Genomic DNA, 24,260 nt, shown 5'->3' on the forward strand with positions numbered 1-24,260 from the left:
ACCTCTAATATTTTCTCTTTGAGAATAGAGCTGCTCAATACACCTCCTGATGCCAGTGAAACACGGATTGAGGAGCAGATACGTCCACTCCGTATGGATGCTTTTGCTGGTCAGCAACGGCTTACCGATAATTTGAGAGTTTTTATTTCTGCGGCAAAAATGCGGGGCGAAGCGTTGGACCATGTTTTGTTGTCTGGCCCTCCAGGGCTTGGCAAAACGACGCTTGCTTACATTATTGCTTCTGAAATGGGGAGCAGCATCAAGTCAACGTCGGGTCCTCTGCTCGACAAGGCGGGAAATCTTGCGGGGCTACTGACCGGGCTGCAGAAGGGGGATGTGCTCTTTATTGATGAAATTCATCGGATGCCACCGACGGTTGAGGAGTATCTGTACTCAGCAATGGAAGATTTTCGCATTGATATCATGCTCGACAGTGGACCCTCTGCAAGGGCGGTACAGTTACGTATTGAGCCCTTTACCCTTGTTGGAGCCACGACACGTTCCGGTCTTCTGACCTCGCCCCTCAGGGCACGATTTGGTATTAACAGCCGTTTCGACTACTATGCTCCGGAACTTCTGGAAGGAATTATCAGAAGAGCTTCGACCATTCTTGGTATTGGCATTGATGCTGAAGCCGCATCAGAAATTGCCGGACGTTCACGGGGCACTCCCCGTATAGCCAATCGGTTGCTCCGCCGTGCACGTGATTTTGCACAGGTGGATGGCGAATCGTTTATAAGCCGCTCTATAGCCATGAAGACTCTTGACTGTCTTGAAATTGATGAGGAGGGTCTTGATGATATGGATAAAAAAATCATGGAGACCATTGTCAATAAATTTAATGGAGGACCGGTTGGTATAGCTTCTCTTGCGGTCTCGGTAGGGGAGGAGCAGGATACTATCGAAGAGGTTTATGAGCCCTATCTTATCCAGGCAGGTTATCTGACAAGAACAACACGAGGCCGGGTTGCTACCCGGCAGGCGCTTATCCGTTTTTCAACTGCTTCTGAAAGAGATGAAATTTCTTTGTTTGATGCGCAGCCGACTTCCTGAGTTATTGGTAGCCCGACCTCTCCGGGTGAGCGTCAGCTCTTTTCTGCATATGGCGGCAATTTCCTCTGTTCTTCTCTTTTCGGGCTGTGCATCCTCCAAACCTGTGCTTTCTGGCAGTACCGTGCCGGATTCTGTTGTTGAAGCTTCAAAAAGAGAGTTCGTTGCTGCGTCACTGAAAAGTGCAAAAGGGGACTATCGTGAGGCAGTCGAGCGTTACCGGAAGCTGCTTCACGATCAACCCTCAAATGCTGCGATCCATTATGCACTCTCGAAAGCATGGGTCGCTCTTGGAGTTCCCGATTCTGCCCGTCTGTACAGTGAAAAAAGTGTTTTGCTCAATCCTCGCAACAAGTACTATACAGCTTTTCTTGCCTTTCTCTCTCATCAGATGCATGATTACGGTCGCGCAGCCGAACTCTATCGGCAACTCGCCGTTCTTGATCCGGGCAGCACGGAACCACTTACAAGCCTTGCTCTGGAGTATCTTGCAGTCGATCAACCTGAAAAATCCCTCGCTGTTTTTCAGGAAATTTTGGCACGGGATCCAAAGAATGAGGATGCTCTGGTGCAAATGCTCTTTGTGGAAATAAAGCTCACACACTACCAGGAAGCGATAGCTACCGTGAAGGAGCTTATTGGGCAAAGCGACAGCAAAGAGAAGTTGCATCTTACCCTTGGGGAGCTTTATCTGCAGACCCGTCAGTATGGCCTTGCCTCCAGGACATTCAGGGAGCTTCTCAAGTCGAATCCCGGTTCCGTTTCGGCATGGCTGGCGTTGTTCGAGGTCTCTGTCCAGTCCGCAAACCATACCGCTTTCCTTGAAGATCTCAACCGGTTTTACAATACCAATAACGTAAATCTTCAGAAAAAGATAGAGCTTGCGAAACTTTTTCTTGTCCGTGCGTCAAGAGAGAGTTCCTTTGTTGATCCTGCGTTCGTCATGATTGGCGAAATGAACCGACGCCATCCCGGCAATGGTCAGATTTATGCGCTTCGTGGCATGGCTCGGTTACAAAAGCGGGATGTGGCGGCTGCGGTGATCGATTACAGGAAGGCTCTTCTTCTTGAGCCTGGCAGTATCGAAATATTGGAGGAGCTTGTTGCTCTCCATCTCATGAGGAAAGAGTATCGGCAGGCAGGGGAGATACTCTACAAGGCTAAAAAAAGGTTTCCTGTTCTGACTTTCAGGCTTCAGGTACAGGAGGGTGAACTGCTCTTTCAGACAGGAAAGATCAAAAAGGCAGCACTCTTGCTTGAAAAGGTGTTGTTGACGAAAGGTGCGCAAAAGGAGAAAGCTCTCTACCTCCAGGCATCTGGCACGCTCGCCTTTTGCTATGACACTCTTGGTTTTACTGATAAAAGTATTCTTCTCTACAAGAGCATTCTTGAACGGGAGCCTGATAACCTTCTTATGATGAATAACCTCGCTTATATTCTCGCTGTGGCGGGAAGAGAGCTGCCGAGGGCCAAAGAGCTTGCTTTGAAGGTGGTTGAGGCTGAACCGGCCAATGCTGGTTATCACGATACGCTTGGCTGGGTGCTGTTCAGGTTGGAAGAGTATGAACGTGCAAGGGAGATTCTGGAAAAAGCAGTTGGGCTGGATCCTCTTGAGGCTGAAATAGCAGATCATCTCAGTCAGGTTTATGAGAAACTTGGAAACCTTGACAAAGCCCTTGAGCTGAAGAAAAAGGCTGCACGCCTGAAAGCCAGGTAGTGTTATCCGATCCGGGAGTGCGTTTTGAGCGCAGGAATGGGTTTGTGGTATAAGCAGAAATGAAAAACGACGGTATGGAACCGTCGTTTTTCATTTCTCTTGATTTCAGGGCAGGAGCTTGTTATTTAAGCTCATCAAAGGGGCGTGCTGCAAGATATTCGTAATGGGCCCAGCGAGCATCTACCTCTTTCTGGATTGCTGCGTAGTACTCTTTGGCAAGTACCGGATTGCTCTTTTTGAGCATCCGGAAGCGGTTTTCCATATCAAGGAATTGGGCAACCGGTATCTTTGGCTTCTTCGAATCAAGTATCAGCGGATTTTTTCCTTCAAGCAAACGTTCCGGATTGTAGCGGTAGAGTATCCAGTGGCCGGAATCAACCGCAGCTTTCTGATTCTCAAGAGCGGTAGACATGTTGATACCGTGGGCGATACAGTGCGAATAGGCGATTATGATTGAAGGCCCGTTGTAGGCTTCGGCTTCAATGAACGCTTTCAGCGTCTGTTCATCCCTGGCTCCAAGGGCCACTGATGCAACATAGGCATTTCCGTAACTCATCGAAATCAGGCCAAGATCTTTTTTCGTTACCGCCCTTCCTGCGGTTGCAAATTTCGCTACCGCAGCCTTCGGTGTTGCTTTTGACGCCTGTCCTCCCGTGTTTGAGTAGACTTCGGTATCAAGCACCAGAAGGTTGACATTTTTGTCACCAGCCGTTATGTGATCTACGCCGCCATAGCCAATATCATAGGCCCATCCATCGCCGCCGACGGCCCAGACACTCTTTTTGACAAGCATATCGGCTACCGAGAGCAGGTTCTTTGCATCAGACGAATCCATCTGACGGAGTTTATCCTTGAGGATTGCAACCCGTTTTCTCTGTTCAAAAATTTCAGGCTCATTGATTTCACTGGCCTCAAGAAGTTCTGTCGTCAGCGTATCACCAATTTGTGAAGCGAGGCGCTGCAGAAGCTCACGAGCATATTCCCGCTGCTTGTCGATGGAGATCCTGAAACCAAGTGAAAATTCAGCGGTATCTTCAAAGAGCGAGTTGGACCATGTCGGGCCACGACCGTCCGAATTTTTGGTATAGGGGGTAGTGGGGAGGTTTCCACCGTAAATTGATGAACATCCTGTTGCATTGCCAACCACCAGACGGTCACCGAATAATTGGGTCATCAGCTTGACGTAGGGGGTCTCACCGCAACCAGAGCAGGCTCCTGAAAATTCGAAGAGTGGCTCCTGAAGTTGCTGTTCCTTGACCAGTCGGGTGTTGATCTTGTTCCTGTCATATTCAGGAATATTAAGGTAGTAGTTCCAGTTGTCAACCTCGGTTTCACGAAGTGAGGATTGCTCATGCATGTTGAGCGCTTTTCTTCCAGGGTTGTTTTTATCCCTTCCAGGACAGACATGGATGCAGATTTCGCATCCCGTACAGTCTTCCGGGGCGATCTGGATGGTATATTTCATCCCTTCCCAGTTCGCGCCCTTTGCTTCAGTGGATTTAAAGGTACGTGGTGCATTATCGAGATACTTCGGATCGTAGACCTTGGCGCGGATTGCAGCATGGGGACATACAATAGCACATTTTGCGCACTGAATACAGATGTCGGATTCCCAGACAGGAATTTCATCGGCAAGGTTGCGTTTCTCAAATTTTGAAGTTCCGGTCGGGTAGGTGCCATCCACAGGCAGCTCGCTGACAGCAATGTCGTCACCCTCGCCGGTAATGATTTTCGCCAGAACATTACAGACAAAATCAGGCGCCTCTCCGACAATGGGCTGACGAAGCTCTTTTGTACTGTTGGCAACGGAGCCAATGGTAACCTGATGCAGGTTCGAGAGCGTTTCATCAACAGCCTTTATATTCTGGTTGACAACATCGTCACCCTTTTTGCCATAGGTTGTTCTGATAGAATTCTTGATCTGCTCGATTGCCTCTTCGCGGGGCAGAACACCCGATATTGCAAAAAAGCAGGCCTGCATGATGGTGTTGATGCGCTGGCCCATCCCGCTTGCGTGTGCAACTTTATAGGCATCAATGGTAAAGAGTTTTGCCTCTTTGCGGATCAGTTGTTCCTGAACGATTTTCGGCAACTTTTCCCACAACTCTTCGGCCGAGTAGTGGGTATTCAGAAGCAGGGTGCCATTTTTCTTGAGATTTTTGACCACGTCAATCATTTCAAGGAAAATCCAGTGGTGACAGCCAATGAACTGGGCCTCGGTGATCAGGTAGGTTGAACGAATCTCCCTGGGGCCAAAGCGAAGATGTGATGTCGTAATTGAACCTGCTTTCTTTGAATCATAGACGAAATAGCCCTGGGCATAGTTCCCGGTATTTTCACCAATAATTTTAATGCTGTTTTTATTCGCGCCGACGGTACCATCTGACCCAAGGCCGTAGAAGAGCGCCCGGAACATCTCGTCAGGCTCGATCAGGAAGCTCCGGTCATAATCAAGACTGGTATGAGTTACATCATCGTTGATACCGACCGTGAAGTGGTTTTTCGGTTTTGCAGAAGCCATGTTGTCGAAGACAGCCTTGACCATTGCGGGTGTAAATTCCTTTGATGAGAGACCATATCGACCACCGGTAATGGCTGGAATGGTTTTCATCAATCCATTCTGTACTCCTTCAAGCAGTGCATTGACGGTGTCAAGATAGAGTGGCTCTCCAGCGCTTCCGGGTTCCTTGACCCGATCCAGTACAGAAATTGACTTGACCGTGGCAGGAAACGCCTTGATGAAACGTTCGATATCGAAGGGACGGAAGAGACGGGCGTGGATGACACCGACTTTTTCACCCTGATTGTTGAGATATTCAGCGGTTTCCCTGGCGGTTTCGACTCCGGAACCCATCAGGACAATGACGCGTTCAGCATCAGTTGCACCGTAGTATTCATAGAGGTTATAGTGGCGACCAGTGAGCTCTCCGAATTTCGCCATCGCTTTTTCAGTGATTTCGGCGCACGCATTGTAATAGCTGTTGACCGTCTCTCTGCCCTGAAAATAGACATCGGGATTCTGGGATGTGCCCCTGATAATTGGTGCATCAGGGCTCATGCGGCGGTTTCTGTGTGCTATGACGAGATCATCATTGATCATCTCTTTAATGATATCATCGGCAATGATCTCTATTTTTGAGATTTCATGAGAGGTTCTGAATCCGTCAAAGAAATGAAGGAATGGAATTCTTGATTCAAGGGTTGCAGCAGCCGTAATGAGCGCCATATCCATGACCTCCTGAACGGAAGCTGATGCAAGCATGGCAAAGCCTGTTCCGCGAATTGACATGACGTCGCCATGGTCTCCAAAGATCGAGAGAGCCTGCGCGGCCAGCGAACGTGCCGAGACGTGAATGACGCACGAGGAGAGCTCACCGGCTATTTTATACATGTTGGGAATCATCAGCAGGAGCCCCTGTGACGCAGTAAAGGTGGTTGTTAGCGCACCGGTCTGCAGGGAGCCGTGAACCGCTGCCGCAGCGCCAGCTTCACTCTGTAACTCGTCAATTTTGGGGACAGTTCCCCAGATGTTGGTTTTTCCTTCGCTTGCCCATGCCTCCGAATATTCCCCCATCGGTGATGCTGGAGTGATCGGATAGATACAGATAACTTCACTGGTGCGGAAAGAGATATGAGCCAAAGCTTCATTTCCCTCCATTGTTTTATAAGTCCGGCTCATACTGTCAGTCACTTGAAATTTGTATTGATAAGGGTATGTGCAGATCACCGATATGGAAAGTGAGAAGGAACTGCAAGCGTTATAATCGTAAGACAAGAAAAACAGAGAAAAAACCCACTTCTGGGTGGAAAGAAAGATATAAAAAAAAATGAATTTGATAAATTTAATTAGATTTCTGTTTGTTTTATGGTGAATCCGGCGGATGGGGAACAATCCCCCGAACAAGTTTGCACGGTTCTTTGCTATTTTTTTAATTATAGAGTAAATGAGGTGTTATGGACGCGGAACATTCCGAAAACATTGTCTATGGCAGGAATGCCGTACTTGAGCTTCTCCAGCAAAAGCCCGAAAGTATTGAGAAGATCTATTTTCAGTTTAACACCTCTCATCCAAAACTGAAGGAAATTGTTATTACCGCAAGGCGGCTGAAGCTGGTGAGCGGCAAAGCCCGGCTTGAAAAACTTTCCCTTATTGCCGGCACAACAAAGCACCAGGGAGTTTGTGCTCTTATCAGTTCGGTCACCTACTACTCGCTTGAAGAGGTGCTGGCAACTCCCCGCAATACCTTCCCGCTTCTTGTGGTACTGCAGGGGCTTGATGATCCCCACAACATCGGAGCCATAATAAGAACTGCTGAAGCTGTGGCTGCCGATGCAGTTGTGCTTGTTGAAGGAAAGGGCTCTCCTGTTAATGCTGTCGTTCACAAGGCCTCAGCCGGAGCGCTCTCTCATATGAGAATTTGCAAGGTAAAAAGCCTTGTGCGTGCCCTTGAACTTCTGCATCAATGCAATGTTCAGGTTCTTGCGGCTGATATGGAAGCAGAACTCAATTATACCGATGCCGACATGAAAAAATCGACAGCCATTGTGCTTGGTATGGAAGGGAGCGGTATTGCACCTGAAGCGCTGCAATTCTGCGATCATGTTGTCCGCATTCCCATGGCAGGCTGCGTTGAATCCCTGAATGTCAGTGTGACGGCCGGTGTGCTGCTTTACGAAGCCATGAGGCAGCGGCTTGCATGAGCGAACCGCTTTTAACCGGCTGATTTGACGGGATTGCAAAAAAATATTACCTTGTCTTGCACAAAGACGAACCCTTATTTTGGGTTGGACACTCCATCAACATACTTTTTCTCCTCGCCATGACTATTCCCGAAGATCTCCGTTATACCAAAGACCATGAATGGATTAAACTGCTCGAAGATGGCAGCACCGCACTGGTCGGCATTACTGACTTTGCCCAGCACGAACTTGGGGATATTGTTTTTGTTGAATTGAAATCTGCCGGAACAGTGCTGAAACAGCATGAGGTCTTTGGTACAGTCGAGGCGGTAAAAACCGTTGCCGATCTTTTTGCTCCGGTTGCCGGTGAACTGCTTGAGCTGAATGCTCTGCTTGACAGCGCTGAAATTGTCAATCAGGATCCATACAACGATGGCTGGCTGGTCAAGATGAAGGTTGCCAGTCCGGAAGCAGTTCATGCACTGCTTGATGCTGAGGCTTACCGTCAGCTCACAGGGGAGTAACCAATGCCATTTATTGTCAATACTGCCAGCGAAAGGGATGAGATGCTCAAGGCAATCGGGGTCAGCTCCTTTGATGATCTGCTTGTTGCTATTCCTGAAGAGATACGACTGAAGAGAGCTCTCGATCTTTTTCCGGCTTCAGATGAACCCCAGGTTCGAAAACTGCTGGAGGGCCTTGCTTCTGCTAACAAGAGTACGGCTGATTATGTCAGTTTCCTTGGAGGAGGGGCTTATGATCACTTCATCCCCGCAGCCATCAAGACCATTACCTCCCGCAGCGAGTTTTATACGGCATATACGCCATACCAGGCTGAGGTCTCCCAAGGCACCCTGCAGGCAATTTACGAATACCAGAGCCTTGTCTGCCGTCTCTATGAGATGGATGTTGCCAATGCCTCCATGTATGACGGGGCGACGGCCTTGGCTGAAGCAGTCTTGATGGCCATGAACGTTACGGGTCGCAGCAAGGTTGTTGTGGCTGGTAAGCTGCACCCGTACAACAGCTCTGTTCTGAAAACCTATCTTGAAGCAGCCGGTCACCATGCAGTTATACAGAACACTCTTGAAGAGGGTGTTGGCAGCATTGATGCACTGAAAGAGCTTGTCGGTGCCTCGGTTGCTGCCGTGGTTGTGCAGCAGCCCAACTTTTATGGCTCTCTTGAAGATGTTGAAGCGATCGGGGCCATTGCCCATGAAAACGGGGCGCTTTTTGTTGTCTCCGCCGATCCGCTTTCACTTGGCATGCTTGCAGCTCCCGGAAGTTACGGGGCAGATATTGCCGTCGGTGAGGGCCAGCCCCTTGGTACGCCTCAGAGTTTTGGAGGCCCATACCTTGGCATTTTTACCGTGAAGCAGCAACTTGTCCGCAAAATTCCCGGTCGTCTGGTCGGTATGACCAAAGACAGGGATGGAGAAGATGGCTTTATTCTTACCCTTCAGACCCGCGAGCAGCACATCCGGCGTGAAAAGGCCACGTCAAACATCTGCAGCAACCAGGCGCTCAATGCCCTTCAGGCGGCCATCTATCTTTCACTGCTTGGAAAAGAGGGGTTGCAGCAGGTTGCCACACAATCAGCACAGAAGGCCCACTATCTGGCAGGAAAAATAGCTGCGATTCCTGGATTTTCCCTGAAATACAAGGCGCCATTTTTCCGGGAGTTTGTTGTTGAAACACCAATTCCTGCAGCCGCAGTAATTGAACGGATGCTTGAGCACAAGCTCTTTGCAGGCCACGACCTTGCTGTTCACGGAGAAACTGGATTGCTTGTTGCTGTTACGGAGAAAAGGACAAAAGCGGAGCTTGATAGTTTTGTTGACAAGCTTGAGGGGATTACTGGAATATAGGAGGGTATGGGACTCAGGGGACTTATAAGCTTTTCAGCTACCGAGTTGTCGGTAGCTGAAAAGCTTGAAGTTGGTGTTGTTATATGAGTCCCAGTGACTCCAGTTCCTGGTCGATAAGCAGCTTGTTCTCTGCTGATAGTGGTACCAGGGGCAGCCGATAGTTCTCCTCAATCATCCCCATTCGTGACAGGGCGTATTTGACGGGTACAGGATTGCTCTCAATAAAATTAAGTTTCAACAACTTGCGATAACGGCGGTTTATCCTCCGTGCCTCCTCAAGATCGCCCAGCCTGGCAGCTTCGACCAGTTGCTTGATCTGTGAGGGAATCTGGTTTGCCGCAACCGAGATTACCCCATCCCCACCCATGGCCATAAAGGGCAGAATCAACGAATCCTCACCGGTGAGTACAGAAAAATGGTCTGGACGCTCCTCAAGAAGTTCCGAAATCTGGCTCATATTCTCGGTAGCCTCTTTGACAGCCGCAATATTTTCAAAATCTCTTGCAAGCCGCAGAATGGTTGAAGCCGCAACATTGCATCCTGTTCTTCCCGGAACATTGTAGATGATAATTGGCACCGTGACGGCCTCGGCAATATGGCGGTAATGCTGATAGATTCCCTCCTGCGAAGGCTTGTTGTAATACGGAGCCACGGAAAGAAGGAGTGATGCACCCGCTTTTACCGCGTTCTTTGCAAGGGCTACGGCGTGTGGGGTAGAGTTCGTGCCAGCGCCTGCTGCCACCAGGGCTTTCCCGTCCACCTCATCCTTTACAATGCGGATAATGTCAAACTGTTCATCTTCGGAAAGAGTTGGCGACTCACCCGTCGTGCCGCAGGGGATGATGATATCGGTTCCTGCTGCGATCTGAAACTGTACCAGTCTCCTTAATGCATCGGTATCAACCGTCATATCCTTTTTGAACGGGGTTACCAGCGCAACGGCAGATCCTGAAAGGTATCGTGTGGACATACTATTTTCTCTAAACTTTACAAATTCAACTGAAAACTCTCTTTTATGTTCCTCTGTTTTTTTTGTCAGGAAGATCAGGAATATACAGAGAAAGGTAATTTGTAAAACGGAATTTATCGCAAAACCCCTTAATTGTCAGCAAGCGCAGGCTAAATCAGCAGCAACTTGTCCCAAATGCCCACACATCCAGTTCTCTTCCGTACCATAACCCAAGTCACCCAAACAGCTTTTCTCCTTTAATCCCGGCAGAGGTTACGACTCACCTGGTGTTGAAAAATACGGTTCAACGTTTAATGTGATTATTTTGGGGTTGTTATTTTTTCGTGCATAACTTGAATGAATTTATACTTACTTAAGCGTATTAAAGAGAACCGGGCATCAATAATCGATTTATGGATATGATGGTGGAACACGTGCGAGAACAGGAAGAGGAATATCTGCAGATGAAGGCTTTGCTGGAGGAAAAAGATGCGAAGCTGGCTGAATATGAAAAACAGGTTGAAACGCTGGGGCTGGTCATTGCCGGTACCAATGCTGGTTCCTGGGACTGGGATATCAGTTCGGGAGCAGTTGCCATAAACAACCGCTGGGCGGAAATCGCAGGTTATACGAAAGAGGAACTCGAACCGGTCACGATTGAAACATGGATGAAGTTTTGTGACCCTGACGATCTGAAGCGCTCAACACTCTTGCTCGAGAGGCATTTCAGCGGGGAGTCTGATTTCTATGAAATCGAACTCAGAATGCGGCATAAGAATGGTGATTGGGTATGGGTGCTCGACAGGGGTATTGTTTTCGAGCGTGACCGGACGGGAAATCCGGTTCGAATGGTAGGTACCCATCAGGATATAACCAAGAGAAAGCATGCCGAGGAAAGGCTTCTCAAGGAACGAAATATGTTCATGGGGGGGCCGGTTTCGGTATTTCGCCTGAAAAACAGTCCCGGTTGGCCTATAGTCGATGTAACGAAGAATTTTGGAATATTGCCTGGTTACCTGCCAGCCGAGTTGATTGGCAATGTTGTCGGCTACACAGAGCTTATTCATCCGGACGACAGAACACGGGTTTTGGGGGAAGTTGAAGCGTTCGCCGCAGACAACAGCCGGGAATCGTTCGAGATGGAGTATCGGCTGCAGGGGAAAGATGGTTCCGAAATCGAGGTCTATGATTTCAGGTTCATCCATCGCGATGAAAACGGTGCGGTCTCCCATTACGACTCATTTATCCTTGATGCGGCTTCTCATGGTGGCATTGAGCCATCCCTCTCATACAATCGAAGGTTCGAGCGTCTCGTTGCCACCCTGGCCAACCAGTTTATCAACCTTCCTGCCCACAGGATCGACGAGATGGTCAATCTTGCCCTCGAAAATATCGGAAAGTTCGTACAGGCAGACCGGAGTTATATCTTTGAGTACTACGACAACCATCGCTTGATGGACAATACCCATGAGTGGTGCGCCGAGGGTATCGAGCCGCAGATCCAGATCCTGCAGCATCTGCCAACCGATCTGTTTGCATGGCTGACTGAAAAGATCAACATGAATGAGGCAATTATCGTACCGAGAGTATCGGAGCTGCCGGAGGAAGCTGCGGCGGAAATGGAGATCCTCGAACAGCAGGATATCCGATCGCTCATCATCATTCCCCTCGCGTCCGGTAATCTTCCGTTTGGCTATATCGGTTTCGATGCGGTTACCCAAGAGCGCCACTGGCCACAGGAAACCGTTTCGGTGCTTAAGCTCGCTGGAGGAATCATCGCCAACGCCCTTCAGAGGAAGCAAGCTGAACGCATGATCCAGTGTGAACTCGATCTTGCCCTGAAATTGAGCGCATCGGCCTCATTCGAGGAGACTTTGAAAATTTGTCTGCAGAGTGCGCTTGAAATTTCAGGCATGGATTGTGGAGGGATCTACCTCGTAAACGAAGCCGATAAAAGCCTGAGTCTTGTCTATTCTGAAGGGCTTTCGGAATCGTTTGTCAGTAAAACAAATCATTACAGCGGAGATTGCACCCAGCAGCACATCGTCTTCCAGGGTATACCACTCTACAGTCGTTATACGGAAATCGAACTCACTACCGATCTACCAAGTCTGGATGACGATCTGAAAGCAATCGCGGTTGTTCCAGTCATGAGCAAGAATGTTGTTGTAGCATGTCTGAATGTTGCATCCCATTCGCTTAACCAGGTACCGGAATTTTCACGCAAGGCGCTTGAGACTGTGGCTTCCCGGATTGGCGCAGCTATTATTCAGGCAAAACATGAGGAAAAGATCAACGCAGCGAACAGGAACCTGGATGCACTATTCAACACGATCGACGACATGCTTTTCATCGTCGGAGCTGATGAGATGGTCAAACACACGAACTCTGCCGTGCTCTCCCGCCTCGGCTATACACAGGAAGAGGCATATCGAATGCATGTGCTTGACTTTCATCCTCCGGCACAGCGGGAAGAGGCCAGAAGAAATATCGAAGGAATGCTTGCCGGCACTGAACATGTCTGTCTTGTTCCCCTTATGACGAAAACAGCTTCCCTGATCCCTGTGGAAACGATTGCGACCCATGGGAGCTGGGACGACCAACCTGTGATTTTCGGCATTTCGAGGGATATTACTGAGCGCATAAAACATGAATCGACCGTCAAGGAAAGTGAAAGAAGGTTCAGAGAGCTCATAGAATTTCTTCCTCTTCCGGCTATTGAGGCTGACCTGGATGGCGTGATCACCTACTGCAACAGGCAAGGGTTGCTCTTTTTCGGATATGATGCGGGGGAAATGCAGAACAATTCGGTATACACCCTGGTTAACCCCTCTGATTTGAGCTATTTGAAAAGTGTGCTGCACGCCATCACCCTTGAAGGTAAAAGGGTAAGTGTCGAGATGACCGGGCTCAGGAAGGATGGAACTGAATTTCAGGCGATGCTTTACGGTGCACCGGTGTTCACAGGAGGTGTGATCACTGGCGGGCGAGGGGTTGTTGTAGACCTTACGGAAATGAAAAAAAACGAGGCGGCGCTTGCGGCATATACCCTGCAGTCGAGGTTGCGTGAAGAGTTAAGCTCCATTATCGATAATATTCCTGGTGTCGTTTACCGACTCTCCGGTGACGGGAGCATCAAGTATTTCAGCGGTTCGATCCATTCTGTTGCAAACGGACTTTTCCCTCAAATGAATGGAAAGAATTATGAAGCAATGAGCCCCATTCATCCCGATGACCGCGAAAAAGTTGAGCAGTCCAACAGAGAGCTCATGAGTAAAAAAAATTCCCTGATCATCGTCTATCGGGTCATGGATGAAAATGGTTCAGTCAAGTGGATCGAAGACCGGAAAACCTCGACCTTTTCCGAAGAGGGCCAGTTTTCTTTTATTGACGGCATCCTTTTTGACATTACCGAGCGGGTCAATGCACTGAACAGTCAGAATGAATTTGAAAGCCGCATGCGCAAGACCCAGCGGCTTGAAACCATAGGAACACTGGCCGGAGGTATCGCACACGATTTCAACAATATTCTCACCCCCATCATGGGCTATGCTGAAATGGGATTGCTTACCCTTTCGGGTGATGCTCCTCAGCATGACTATTTTTCCGAAATTGTCAACGCGGCAGACCGTGCCCAGAACCTCGTTTCACAGATTCTCACCTTCAGCAGGGCCCAGGAAAGTACCCCTTCGGTTGTTTCTGTCCAGTCCATACTTCAGGAAGCGCTGAAATTGCTGCGTCCCTCCATCCCTGCAACGATCAGCATCAGCCAGAACATTGAGAGGGAGTGCAGGAACATTCTTGCCGATCCCTCCAAAATCCACCAGGTTGTCGTTAACCTCTGTACCAACGCATTCCAGGCAATGGAGGGAAATGGCGGGGATCTGAGTATCGAGCTTAAGGAGATCACTCTTGAGGGTGAATTGGGGAAAGAACTGCCAAAAATCGGGCCGGGGCGGTTTGTGAACCTGACCGTTTCCGATACCGGCTGTGGTATGGATGATGCAACCATGGAACGTATTTTCGAGCCTTTTTTTACGACGAAATCGGTTAACAAGGGTACCGGGCTCGGACTTTCGGTGGTTCATGGCATCATCAAGAGCTTTGGAGGCGAAATAACTGTTCAAAGCCGGAAGGGGAATGGAAGCTCATTCAGCATTTTCCTGCCGGTTATCGAAGAACAGCAAAAAAAATGTGAGCGTGAAGAAATCCCGATTCAGGGCTCTTGCCAACTGCTCTTCATAGACGATGAAGTGAGCACCCTGAAAATGATGTCAGCCTTGCTCACGCAACTTGGGTTCAGGGTAAAGGTTTTCAGTTCTCCCCTTAAGGCTCTTGAAGTTTTCCGCCAAGAGCCCGCTGCGTTCGACCTTGTCATAACCGATCTCACGATGCCGGAGATGAACGGTATCGAGCTCGTCTCGGCATTGCATGAAATACGGGAGGATCTGCCGGTTATCCTTATGACCGGTTATGGCAAGGAGATCGAAAACAATGCCTCTCTGGCCCGCTACGGTATCAGCAGACTTCTGAAAAAACCGGTCAAAATAGCCCAGCTTAGCAGGGAGATCAATGAGGTCATTTCAGCTCATTACAAGGAACCCGTTCGGAATGAAAAAACTGCAGAAAGAGGTGGAAAAGCAGCGCCGCAGGATTACGATAGTTATTTGTAAAAAGAGGGGTTTGTGAAGTTCAGCGAGCAGCCCTCTCAACCAGTTCTGCTGCAAGTGTAAGTGACGAGGGGGAGATGTTTTTGCCGCTGATGAGCGCGGCAATGGCCTGCAGGCGGCTCTCATGGTCAAGAACGGTCACTTCCGTTATGGTTCTCTCCTGCTGGACGGATTTTTGCACACTGAGGTGCAGGTCGGCCATTGCGGCAATCTGTGGCAGGTGGGTGATGGCGATGATCTGGTGCAGGCGTGAGAGGTTTTTCAGGCTTCTTCCGACCGCTTCGGCGATTCTGCCACTGATGCCGGTATCGATTTCATCAAAGATAAGGATTGGCAGCTCGGCCGACTCAGCCAGGGCGCTCTTCAGGGCAAGCATGACCCGTGAAATTTCTCCGCCGGAGGCCACTTTGACAAGCGGTTTTGGCTTTTCACCGGGGTTGGCTGAAATCAGGAACTCAATCTGGTCGTAACCGCCCGCAAATGCGGTATAGCACTTCCCATCGACGGTGATTTCTCCCTCACGATTTTCTTCGTGCCTCATGCTGACAACGAAGGTGGCGTGTGGTATGCCGAGTTCCGCCAACTGTTTCTGGATAAGGAGTTCAAGCCGATGGGCGGCATCCTGCCGTTTGCGGCAAAGGGTGTCGGCGTACCGCGACAGTTCAGCTTTCTGCCGGGCTATCTGCTGGCGGATACGATCAACTTCCTCTTCAAGGTTCTCTTCGAGGGCGCTCTTTGCTTCAAGCTCATTTTTCAACTCAATCAGTCCGGAGAGGGAGCGGCCATATTTTTTCCCGATGCGCTGGAGCTGGAGCTGGCGTTCCCGTAACGATTCGAGCCTGACGGGATTAAAATCAATGTTTGCGGTATAGCTGCGGGTGAAACGGGCGAGTTCATCGACTATGCTTTGTGCACTGCGACTCTCTTCAAGATGGATGTCGAAGCGCCTGTCGATGGTTGCAAGTTTTTCGAGGAGATGCAACGCTTCGCTTATGGCAGAATAGAGGGAGTGTTCGCTGTCGTAGAGCAGCTCACTCAGGGATGCGCTGAGCGTGAACAGGGTTTCAGCATTTTCAAGGAGCGTTATTTCGGTTTCAATGCTCTCCTCCTCACCGCTTTTCAGGTCAAGCGCGTTGAGCTCGTTGAGCTGAAACGTAACGATCTCCCTCTTTTCGCGGATTTCTGCCGCCTCTTTTTTCAGGGTTTCGAGCCCTCGCTGCATCTCCTGAAGCGCTGAACGAGCCTCTTTGTAGGCGGTGACCTCCTGTGCTGTTTTGGCGAAGTCGTCAAGCAGGCTCTCGTGCGTGTCGGCATGAAGCAGCAACTGGTGGTCATGCTGGCCGTGCAGATCAATCAGCATCTCGCCGGTCTGTTTCAGGATGGCCGCCGTGCAGGGTGTGTCGTTGATGAAGCAGCGGGATTGACCAGTTGAGGAGAGCTCCCTTCGGAGAATAAGCTCCTGTGCCGTTTCAATGTTCGCATCATGCAACAGCCTCTCAATCTTTTCAGAATGAACGTCGTTGAGTATCGCTTCAATTACGGCTTTGCTGGTGCCTGATCGCACCAGATCACTGCTTGAACGCTCACCAAGAACAAGACTCAGCGCTCCGACAAGAATAGATTTGCCAGCGCCGGTCTCTCCGGTTATAATGGTCAGTCCAGGGTTGAATGAAACCGTTAGCTCCTGGATCAGTGCGAAATTTCTGATATAGAGGCTGACAAGCATGGCCGGTTATCGCACATGTTAGCTTTGCGTTGACGAGGCTGTTTTTTCCTTTTTCGGCTTTTCATCAACGACTGAGTTAAACTCCTCTTCTATCTCAGTCTGTGCTTTTTTGAACTCCTTCATCCCTTTTCCCAGCCCTCTTGCAAGTTCCGGAAGTTTTTTTGCGCCGAACAACAGCAGAATGATCAGCAGAATGAGAATCAGTTCCTGTCCACCTAATCCAAACATCGGGATTCCTCCATGGCATTTTTATTGCTGAAATGAGTATTTCTTGTCAATTATATAATCAATATGCTCTCCTAAACCAACTCTTTTCAGAGGAAGGCTGGTTGTTGTGTTGCCTGGCTCAATAGCGGGCAAGGATGGTTTCGCCGGCACGGGTTCTCTGACCTGGCTGAAGCAGTACGGTTGCTGAAGGGGGCAGGATGAGATCGACCCTTGAGCCGAACTTGATCATGCCGAACCTGTTGCCGAGTTTGACGTTCTCTCCCTTTTGCAGTTGACAGACAATTCTTCTGGCCAGAAAACCGGATACCTGGCTGAACTGTACCTCAATTTCACCGTTGTTTATGCCGATTTCCATTTTTTCATTGCTCTCCATGCTCCGATTGTCAAAGGCCATCAGGAACTGACCGGGGCGGTAGTGCAGGCGGGTTACCTTTCCGCTGAGTGGTACGCGGTTGACGTGGACATTGAGGGGCGACATAAAAATACTGACCAGCGTTGAGGTTTTTCCGGCAATGTTTCCGTTTTGCTTCTGGACGAGAAGGATTTTCCCGTCGGCGGGTGCAAGGATAATTCGCTTTTCGTCGGGCGCAACCCGTTTAGGGTCACGAAAAAAATAGAGGGTGAAAAGGAGTGCGAGGCCTGTTGTAAGGTGTATCGGTATTTGTGCCCAGAGGGGAAAAATCAGTGCAGCCGCGCTGATAGCCAGGCAGAGAAGAAACACCTTGATCATGGTGCTGTAGCCATAGGAAGTAAACATCTTTTTTGGGGCTCTTGTCGTTTTTTTTTGATAAGCTCCCTTATGATAATTATTTATCTTGAACCTGAGGTAATGGTGGAGAGTTTTTTCCGTTTTTTTTGCAATTCAGGGGCGGTGAAGAGGTGAATCGTTTAGAAAAAAAATTTCTTGAACAACTCAGAACAAGGCGGCTGGTCGAAGAGGGTGACAGGGTTCTTGTTGCGGTTTCCGGGGGGCCGGATTCCATGGCCATGCTCTCACTTTTCTGTGCGGTAAGACCTCTTCTGCGTGCTGAGCTTGCGGTGGCTCACTGTAATTTTCAGCTTCGTGGCGCCGAAAGTGACGGCGACGAGTCTTTTGTGCTCGATCATTGCCGCTCACTTGATCTGGAGTGTTTTGTCGATCATTTTGACACCTTGCGTTTTGCCGGGGAGTGGAAGCGATCGGTCGAGGAGAGCGCACGGATATTGCGATATACTTTTTTCAGGCAGGTGATGGAGCAGAAGGGATTTTCAAAAATCGCTACCGGTCATCATGTCAATGATAATGCTGAAACCATTCTTTTCAATCTTTTCAGAGGGGTCTCACTTCCGGGACTGAGAGGCATCCGGGCTCTTAACGGTAAAATTATTCGCCCCATGCTGTTATTTCACAAGGCGGATATGGTTGCCTACCTGAAGGAGAAGGGGATTACCAGCCGAACGGATACGAGTAATTATGCCAATGATTATGACCGGAATTTTATCAGGAACCGTGTTATTCCGCTTATTGAGGAGCGCTTTGCCGGTAAATTGATGCCATCACTCCGCAGAGTGTCGGAACAGGCGGGTGAGCTTTCAGAATTTCTGGAACTCTATTTTGAAAATCTCTGTGAACGGGAGCCGGGGCTTGCCCTCAATGAGGGGAAGCTTTCTGTTTTTGCACTTCAGCAGCTTACGGTTTTTGAGCAGAAGGAGGTGTTAAAAAGGGCGCTACGGGATCTGCATGCTGTGGTTGACGCCCGGACGCTTCAGAAGCTGGTTGATCTTCTTGGTAGTCAGCCAGGAAAAATGGTGATGGCTGGCGGGCAATTGCGAGTGCTCTGGAAAGACGGGATGCTCTGTTTTTTTCGTGACAGCGCTCCGCCTTGATGCCGAGCCTTTATTTACACCCCCTCGGGAGGGGAATCTCGGGGGAGGGGGGCAGTGTGCGGAGTGCTTTATTTCAGGGCAACTCTTTCTGTTTGGCAGCCTGAAAAAATTCGAGAGGAAGTTTCGTGTGTATGATTATGGATTCCATGTTCTGCCGGATCTCGATTTTGTTGAGCAGTTGTCTGGTCTGTTCGCTGGTTCTCGTGCCAGAGAGTTCAGAAAGCTTGACTGCGCCCCAGAGGAACGTTGATGCAAAAAAGGCTGCCTGGGGTGTTGTATAGACCCATTCGCTTTGTCCTTCAATTCCATCATTGAACTTTACGGAGAGAGCGAGGTTCTGGATACGGTTCAGGTTGCCGAGGCTTTTTACCCCCTGGTTGGTCGAGGTGAGGCTTTGCAAGGCCCTGATGGTCCAGGCTGCAGAAGGGAGGGCAAACCAGAGATGCGATTTGTAGAGAGCCTTGTTGATCAGCGCAACCGAGAGTGAATCCCTCTGATAAAAGCTGCCGGTTGGAACAAGGAAATCCGTCAGCATTTTTTTGTTGTTGGTCAGGGCTATTTGTTTCGTTCCGATTGGACAGAGCCACAGTGTGCTGTCAAGTGCATAACATTGGTGACCACCGATGGTTTCAACCGTTGTACTGTTGGTTCTGAGAAATGATTCCGGAAGTTTTTTTGAAACAGGCCCCCATACGATTCCAAGAAAGTTCTGCTCTTTGTACCCATGGCGCTTGAAGCTGATCAACAGGGTATCGATGTCGAGAGAGGGATTGATTTTTGCCGCTCTCATCAGGGTGTCGAGTCGGCCCTGTGGTTTGAAAAGTGGAGCCTTTTTCAGTGAATCCGGGATGACCTCCACCCAGAGCCTGCTTTCACGGATATCTTTAAGGCCAATGTAGATCAGGGCATCAGATTTTCCGGGAATGCGATCAACAATCGAGCGAAGCGCAGGAGTAAGTGGTTCGGGCTGAAGGCGTGATTTCGACCAGTTAACCCAGAGTACTACCAGCAGAAAGCAAAGGGTACTGATAACGCTCATGGAGAGGAGGAGCCCTGCCCCTTTTTTCAGGGAGCGTTTCGGGGGTGTTGCTTCAGGCACGGCGTTTCGCGGCATAGATCAACAGGTTATGATTTCTTTTTAATGGCCTCGCGAGCCAGAGTGTCGCAACGGTTGTTGTAGGGGTTGTCGCTGTGGCCCTTGACCTTATGGAACGTTATGGTATGTAACGTAAGTAACTTCAGGATTTTTTTCCAGAGATCGATGTTTTCGACATTTTTTTTTGTCGATGTTTTCCAGTTATTGATGGTCCAGCGTTTCAGCCACCCTTCATTGATGGCGTTGACAAGGTAGCTTGAGTCGCTGTACAAATCGACACGGCAAGGCTCCTTGAGCGCTTCGAGCGCCTCTATTGCAGCGCTGAGTTCCATGCGGTTGTTGGTCGTGGCTGGTGAGTATCCGGCTATTGACGAATCGTGAAGCCGTACATCAACAGCGCACCCAGACAGCAGGGCCCGGATTTGCGCTGCAATGCGCCGTCCAGTGTATATCGTTATCTTTGTTTCCATCGACAAAAAAAAGCTCAAACTGTTTATGATTGAGCCTTTACAAGATATTAAAAAATCTTTTGCAACCGATCTTGCCTGTGCTTTATTTCAGCAGTTTGGCAAGCGTTGCGGTACCTGTTTTCGCGATAATTGTCATGGCTTTTGCTGAAAGCTTGACCTTTACAAACCGCTTCTCCTCTTCTATCCAGATTCTTTTGGTATGGAGGTTTGGCTCAAAACGGGTGCGGACGTGGTTGTTCGCATGAGATACCGTATTGCCGTATATGGGTCTTTTACCGGTCAGTAAACAAACTTTAGACATGGTGCAATAAATTGTGTTAAAAAAACGAAAGGGAATATAACAATAGTTTCATAAAACCCGAAACGTATTGTTTCATGGTCGGATGCCAACAGCGCAAACCATCATGGATAAAACATAGAGCAGGGTACCGAAGGCATTGTACCAGACCGCTTTCTCCTTAGGATTTGCTATCAATATCTTTTGCATGGGCAGTTGGGCGAGCAGCAGTATCAGGGCAATGACAGTTGTGGTGATGGAACCTTTGACAATCAGGATGGTGATGGCCGAGAGCTGTGCAACATCCATAATAATGGCTGCAAGGAGAGCTGCCTTTTTCTCTCCAAGCTGTACCGGAATGGAGGCGACCTTGCGGATCGTGTCGCCAACAATGGATTTGAAATCGTTCAGCGTCATGATGCCATGCGCTCCGATTGAAAAAATGATGGCAAGGGCAATGGTTTCCGCAGAAGGAACACCCTGGGTAATGGCAAAACTGCCCGTCAGCCATGCCACACCCTCATAGGCAAGCCCGACAATAAGGTTGCCGAACCAGCCATTTCTTTTTGCTCGGATTGGCGGGCCGGAATAGGCGTGCGACATGAGCACTCCGACAAAGGCAATGACGACAACATAGGGATGAATGGAGAGCGCGACAAGAAAGCCCGTAATGATAAGGGCGAAAGTAATCAGCCAACTGGCCGATTTTGATATTTTTCCTGCAGGAATAGGACGTTCGGGCTCATTGATGGCATCAACCTCCCGGTCAAAGTAGTCGTTCATGGTCTGCGACATGGCGCACATGAGCGGCCCGGCAAGAAGAACGCCACGCAGGAGAATATCCCAGTTGTCGGCAATATTCTCTCCGGTTGACACGACGCCGCAGGCAAAGGCCCACATTGGCGGAAACCAGGTAACCGGCTTCATGAGAGGCACGATAGCAGATGGCTCAATCCTGAAGCCAGGCTTGTTGACATTCTCAAGAGCCTGTTCAATGATTTTTCGTCTTGAATTGCTTACTCCTGACTGGAGAAGCTTTTCAGCGATACCTTGCTGCTTTTCAGGGGTTGGAATGTCGCGTCCGTTCATGGGCATAATGGTTCTCGCTTCGGCTTAAAAACAAGGCAGAGTATACAAGTTTTTTGGGAAAAAGATAAGGATTTTAGTTGACGACTGACCGGTATTTCCGTGAGAGTTCAGCGTTAATTTTCAGAATTTCATTAAATTTTTTCTCCGATTTGCCACTTTCGAGCGCCTCTCTTGCGATGTCGAGTCCATCATCAATGCAGCGTGCTTTTCCGGAAACATAACAGGCCATGGCTGTTGTGAAGAGGGCGGCATCACGATGTGCTGCCGGAGCGCTTCCGTCAAGGATCTGGCGAATGATGCGTGCGTTTTCATCTCTCTCTCCTCCCTGGATTTCCGAAAGCGAGTGCCTTGCCAGACCGAAATCTTCGGGATAAACGGTGTGCTCGGTTACAGTGCCCCTGTGAATCTCGACAATATGCGTTGGCCCATTGAGGCTTGGTTCATCAAGCGCGATGCCCTCTGCAGTCATGGCATGAACAATCATGGCACGACGCGCCCCGGTCTGTAGCAGCACTTCGGTATAGAGCTCCATCAGCTCCCGATTGAACACCCCGACAAGCTGCCGTTTTGCCCGTGCCGGATTGATCAGCGGGCCGAGAATATTGAATATGGTTCTGATCCCAAGCTCCCGACGGACAGGGGCGACCCGCTTCATTGAAGGGTGATAGAGGGGGGCAAAGAGGAAGGCAAAGCCGCTCTCCTGAAAAAGCTCTTTTGTCGCCTCAGGCGGCAGATCGATGGTGAATCCAAGCGCTTCAAGCACATCAGCGCTTCCGCAACTGCTTGTAACTGAACGGTTACCATGTTTGGCAATGCGGACTCCGGCACTGTTGGCAATGATTGATGCCGTTGTTGAAATATTAAAGGTTCCTGCGTGGTCACCGCCGGTTCCGCAGGTATCAACAGCATTTTCATCCAGCTCGATGGTGACGGCTTTTTCCATCAGACTATAGTATGCTCCAGCGGTTTCAGTTGGGGTAACACCTTTTTTCTGCAGAAGAGCAAGCAGAGCCGCAATAACCATCTCGGAAAAAAGACCATCCATAATGTTGTTCATGCAGAGGATCATCTCTTCCTGTGAAAAATCCTCTCCTGCAAGCAGCTTTTGAAGTAACTTTTTTTGTGGCATGAAACTGATTGGTTGGCAAATGGTTGCGAATTGTGTAAATGTAAATAATAACAAGAAATGGTGTAAATATAAATAATAAAGAGCATTGATTCCCATTGAACAGGCTGTTGCGGAGTGATGCCCGGTATTTTTGTGAATTATGGTACTCATTTTTATATGGATAGCAAGCAGATAGCATTTTACCGGGAAGAGGCCTTGCGGAAGGTTTTGAACAAAATGATGAGCCAGGCGCTCGATTCGGCTATTGTTACCGATCTCGCCGTTATCCGGTGGCTGACGGGTTTCAGTGGTTCGAGTGCGAGGCTGCTGATTACCCGAGAGAAAAGCTGGCTTTTTACCGACTTTCGTTACAGGGAGCAGGCTGCTGAAGAGGTTGTAGTGGCAGAAACCGTTATTGCTGGCGACGGGTTTGCTGCGGAGCTTGGTTCAGGCCGCTATCCTCTCGGTGAAACGGTTGCATTGCAGTCCGACAATGTTACCTGGCATGAAGCAACCCGCCTTATCGAACAGATGGTTGGCAAACAGCGGGTGATACCGGTTGACTCCTTTTTTGATGAGTTCAGGATGGTCAAGAATGCAATCGAACTCATGAAAATGCGTCGTGCGGCAGAAATCAGCGAACTTGCCTTCGAAACCGTGCTTCCCATGATTTCGCCTTCCGTAACGGAACTTGATATTGCCGCAGAGATCAGCTATCAGCATAAAAAGCTTGGCGCGGAAAAGGACTCCTTTGACCCCATTGTGGCCGGGGGTGCCCGTTCTGCCATGCCTCATGCAACGCCCTCAACCGCCCGCTTCAAATCGGGAGAGCTTATTGTGATCGACATTGGGTGCGTTTATGAAGGGTACGCCTCCGATCAGACAAGAACGGTTGCGCTTGGGCATGTTTCAGCCGAGGCCCGAAAGGTTTATCGCATTGTGCAGGAGGCTCAGGCGCTCGGCATTGCTTCGGCGCGGTGCGGCATGAGCGGCAAAGAGCTTGACGCCCATGTTCGCGATTTTATTGCTGCGCACGGTTATGGTGATGAGTTTGGCCACGGTCTTGGTCATGGTGTTGGCCTTGAGGTGCACGAAGAGCCACGGATCAGCCCGAAAGGGGAGTGTGTGTTGCAGGAGAATATGCTCTTTACCATTGAGCCCGGAATCTACCTGCCCGGCAAATTCGGGGTGCGCATTGAGGATACCGTGGTGATGGGCCCGCTCGGTGCAACCCCCCTGCAGCGCCTGGGCAAAGAGCTTATTGAATTATGACGGGGTTATCAAAATTTCAGGAGAGAGCGAAGTTCTCCTCTCAATCAAGACCACAGAGGCCCGATACAGCAAGCTCGAAGCCTATATCGAGGAGTATCACCCCTACGACGTGCCGGAAATCATCAAACTGCCCATAACCGGCGGACTGCCCGGCTACCTCAACTGGCTCGACTCAACTACCGGCAAGCCTTGAC

18 protein-coding genes and 1 pseudogene are annotated in these 24,260 nt (G+C 49.5%); 9 read left to right on the forward strand and 10 right to left on the reverse strand.

Annotated features, from left to right (window positions below; translation table 11 throughout):
* Positions 1–18: 18 nt before the first annotated feature.
* Together ruvB and PPHA_RS03420 are read left to right on the forward strand one after the other, a co-directional pair.
* Positions 19–1,053, forward strand: a complete 1,035-nt coding sequence (ruvB, locus tag PPHA_RS03415) for a Holliday junction branch migration DNA helicase RuvB (RefSeq protein WP_012507483.1) — start codon at positions 19–21, stop codon at positions 1,051–1,053.
* A complete protein-coding gene (locus tag PPHA_RS03420) occupies positions 1,016–2,767 on the forward strand; it encodes a tetratricopeptide repeat protein (RefSeq protein WP_150085578.1) in 1,752 nt (583 codons plus the stop codon). The genes ruvB and PPHA_RS03420 overlap by 38 nt, the downstream gene beginning before the upstream one ends.
* 121 nt (positions 2,768–2,888) lie before the next feature.
* Here the strand turns inward: PPHA_RS03420 and nifJ are convergent, their stop codons facing one another.
* Positions 2,889–6,446 (reverse strand): pyruvate:ferredoxin (flavodoxin) oxidoreductase, encoded by a 3,558-nt coding sequence (gene nifJ, locus PPHA_RS03425; RefSeq protein ID WP_041526411.1) that lies wholly within the window; start codon positions 6,444–6,446, stop codon positions 2,889–2,891.
* A gap of 275 nt (positions 6,447–6,721) precedes the next feature.
* Between nifJ and rlmB the strand changes: the two genes are divergently transcribed.
* The 3 genes from rlmB to gcvPA all read left to right on the forward strand — a co-directional run bounded on the left by rlmB (position 6,722) and on the right by gcvPA (position 9,315).
* On the forward strand, positions 6,722–7,468 hold the full coding sequence (gene rlmB, locus PPHA_RS03430; RefSeq protein WP_012507486.1) for a 23S rRNA (guanosine(2251)-2'-O)-methyltransferase RlmB: 747 nt from the start codon (positions 6,722–6,724) through the stop codon (positions 7,466–7,468).
* A 119-nt stretch (positions 7,469–7,587) separates the two neighbouring features.
* Entirely contained in the window at positions 7,588–7,971 is a 384-nt protein-coding gene (gcvH, locus tag PPHA_RS03435) for a glycine cleavage system protein GcvH (protein ID WP_012507487.1), read from the forward strand.
* 3 nt (positions 7,972–7,974) lie between these two features.
* The gene (gene gcvPA / locus PPHA_RS03440; RefSeq protein ID WP_012507488.1) at positions 7,975–9,315 is read left to right on the forward strand and encodes an aminomethyl-transferring glycine dehydrogenase subunit GcvPA; all 1,341 of its coding nucleotides are present in this window, start codon (positions 7,975–7,977) and stop codon (positions 9,313–9,315) included.
* A gap of 79 nt (positions 9,316–9,394) precedes the next feature.
* Here the strand turns inward: gcvPA and dapA are convergent, their stop codons facing one another.
* A complete protein-coding gene (dapA, locus tag PPHA_RS03445) occupies positions 9,395–10,285 on the reverse strand; it encodes a 4-hydroxy-tetrahydrodipicolinate synthase (RefSeq protein WP_012507489.1) in 891 nt (296 codons plus the stop codon).
* Positions 10,286–10,683: 398 nt separating this feature from the next.
* On the opposite strand from dapA, the gene PPHA_RS03450 reads away from it, so the two are divergent.
* On the forward strand, positions 10,684–14,937 hold the full coding sequence (locus PPHA_RS03450) for a PAS domain S-box protein (RefSeq protein ID WP_190274021.1): 4,254 nt from the start codon (positions 10,684–10,686) through the stop codon (positions 14,935–14,937).
* Between the two features lie 19 nt (positions 14,938–14,956).
* On the opposite strand, the gene recN is transcribed toward PPHA_RS03450, so the two are convergent.
* The 3 genes from recN to PPHA_RS03465 form a co-directional block, all read right to left on the reverse strand.
* Positions 14,957–16,660, reverse strand: a complete 1,704-nt coding sequence (gene recN / locus PPHA_RS03455) for a DNA repair protein RecN (protein WP_012507491.1) — start codon at positions 16,658–16,660, stop codon at positions 14,957–14,959.
* An 18-nt stretch (positions 16,661–16,678) separates the two neighbouring features.
* A complete protein-coding gene (locus PPHA_RS03460) occupies positions 16,679–16,888 on the reverse strand; it encodes a Sec-independent protein translocase subunit TatA/TatB (protein WP_012507492.1) in 210 nt (69 codons plus the stop codon).
* A 118-nt stretch (positions 16,889–17,006) separates the two neighbouring features.
* Complete coding sequence (locus PPHA_RS03465) at positions 17,007–17,645, reverse strand: phosphatidylserine decarboxylase (protein ID WP_012507493.1); 639 nt, start codon at positions 17,643–17,645, stop codon at positions 17,007–17,009.
* Between the two features lie 122 nt (positions 17,646–17,767).
* Between PPHA_RS03465 and tilS the strand changes: the two genes are divergently transcribed.
* Positions 17,768–18,754: a tRNA lysidine(34) synthetase TilS gene (gene tilS / locus PPHA_RS03470; protein WP_012507494.1), complete on the forward strand. Its 987-nt coding sequence runs from the start codon at positions 17,768–17,770 to the stop codon at positions 18,752–18,754.
* A 73-nt stretch (positions 18,755–18,827) separates the two neighbouring features.
* Here the strand turns inward: tilS and PPHA_RS03475 are convergent, their stop codons facing one another.
* From PPHA_RS03475 to trpD, 5 genes and pseudogenes are all read right to left on the reverse strand, one after another.
* A complete protein-coding gene (locus PPHA_RS03475; protein ID WP_012507495.1) occupies positions 18,828–19,868 on the reverse strand; it encodes a hypothetical protein in 1,041 nt (346 codons plus the stop codon).
* 11 nt (positions 19,869–19,879) lie between these two features.
* Positions 19,880–20,320: pseudogene (rnhA, locus tag PPHA_RS03480) on the reverse strand (ribonuclease HI).
* Between the two features lie 82 nt (positions 20,321–20,402).
* On the reverse strand, positions 20,403–20,621 hold the full coding sequence (gene rpmB / locus PPHA_RS03485) for a 50S ribosomal protein L28 (protein ID WP_012507497.1): 219 nt from the start codon (positions 20,619–20,621) through the stop codon (positions 20,403–20,405).
* Between the two features lie 72 nt (positions 20,622–20,693).
* The gene (chlG, locus tag PPHA_RS03490; RefSeq protein WP_041526667.1) at positions 20,694–21,686 is read right to left on the reverse strand and encodes a chlorophyll synthase ChlG; all 993 of its coding nucleotides are present in this window, start codon (positions 21,684–21,686) and stop codon (positions 20,694–20,696) included.
* Positions 21,687–21,759: 73 nt separating this feature from the next.
* Positions 21,760–22,815: an anthranilate phosphoribosyltransferase gene (gene trpD, locus PPHA_RS03495; protein WP_012507499.1), complete on the reverse strand. Its 1,056-nt coding sequence runs from the start codon at positions 22,813–22,815 to the stop codon at positions 21,760–21,762.
* Positions 22,816–22,971: 156 nt separating this feature from the next.
* On the opposite strand from trpD, the gene PPHA_RS03500 reads away from it, so the two are divergent.
* Both PPHA_RS03500 and cutA read left to right on the forward strand, forming a co-directional pair.
* The gene (locus PPHA_RS03500; protein WP_012507500.1) at positions 22,972–24,066 is read left to right on the forward strand and encodes a M24 family metallopeptidase; all 1,095 of its coding nucleotides are present in this window, start codon (positions 22,972–22,974) and stop codon (positions 24,064–24,066) included.
* Complete coding sequence (gene cutA, locus PPHA_RS03505) at positions 24,056–24,259, forward strand: divalent-cation tolerance protein CutA (RefSeq protein WP_317623604.1); 204 nt, start codon at positions 24,056–24,058, stop codon at positions 24,257–24,259. The genes PPHA_RS03500 and cutA overlap by 11 nt, the downstream gene beginning before the upstream one ends.
* The last annotated feature ends 1 nt before the right edge of the window (position 24,260 follow it).

Source organism: Pelodictyon phaeoclathratiforme BU-1, from assembly GCF_000020645.1.
GTDB classification, from domain to species: domain Bacteria; phylum Bacteroidota; class Chlorobiia; order Chlorobiales; family Chlorobiaceae; genus Chlorobium; species Chlorobium phaeoclathratiforme.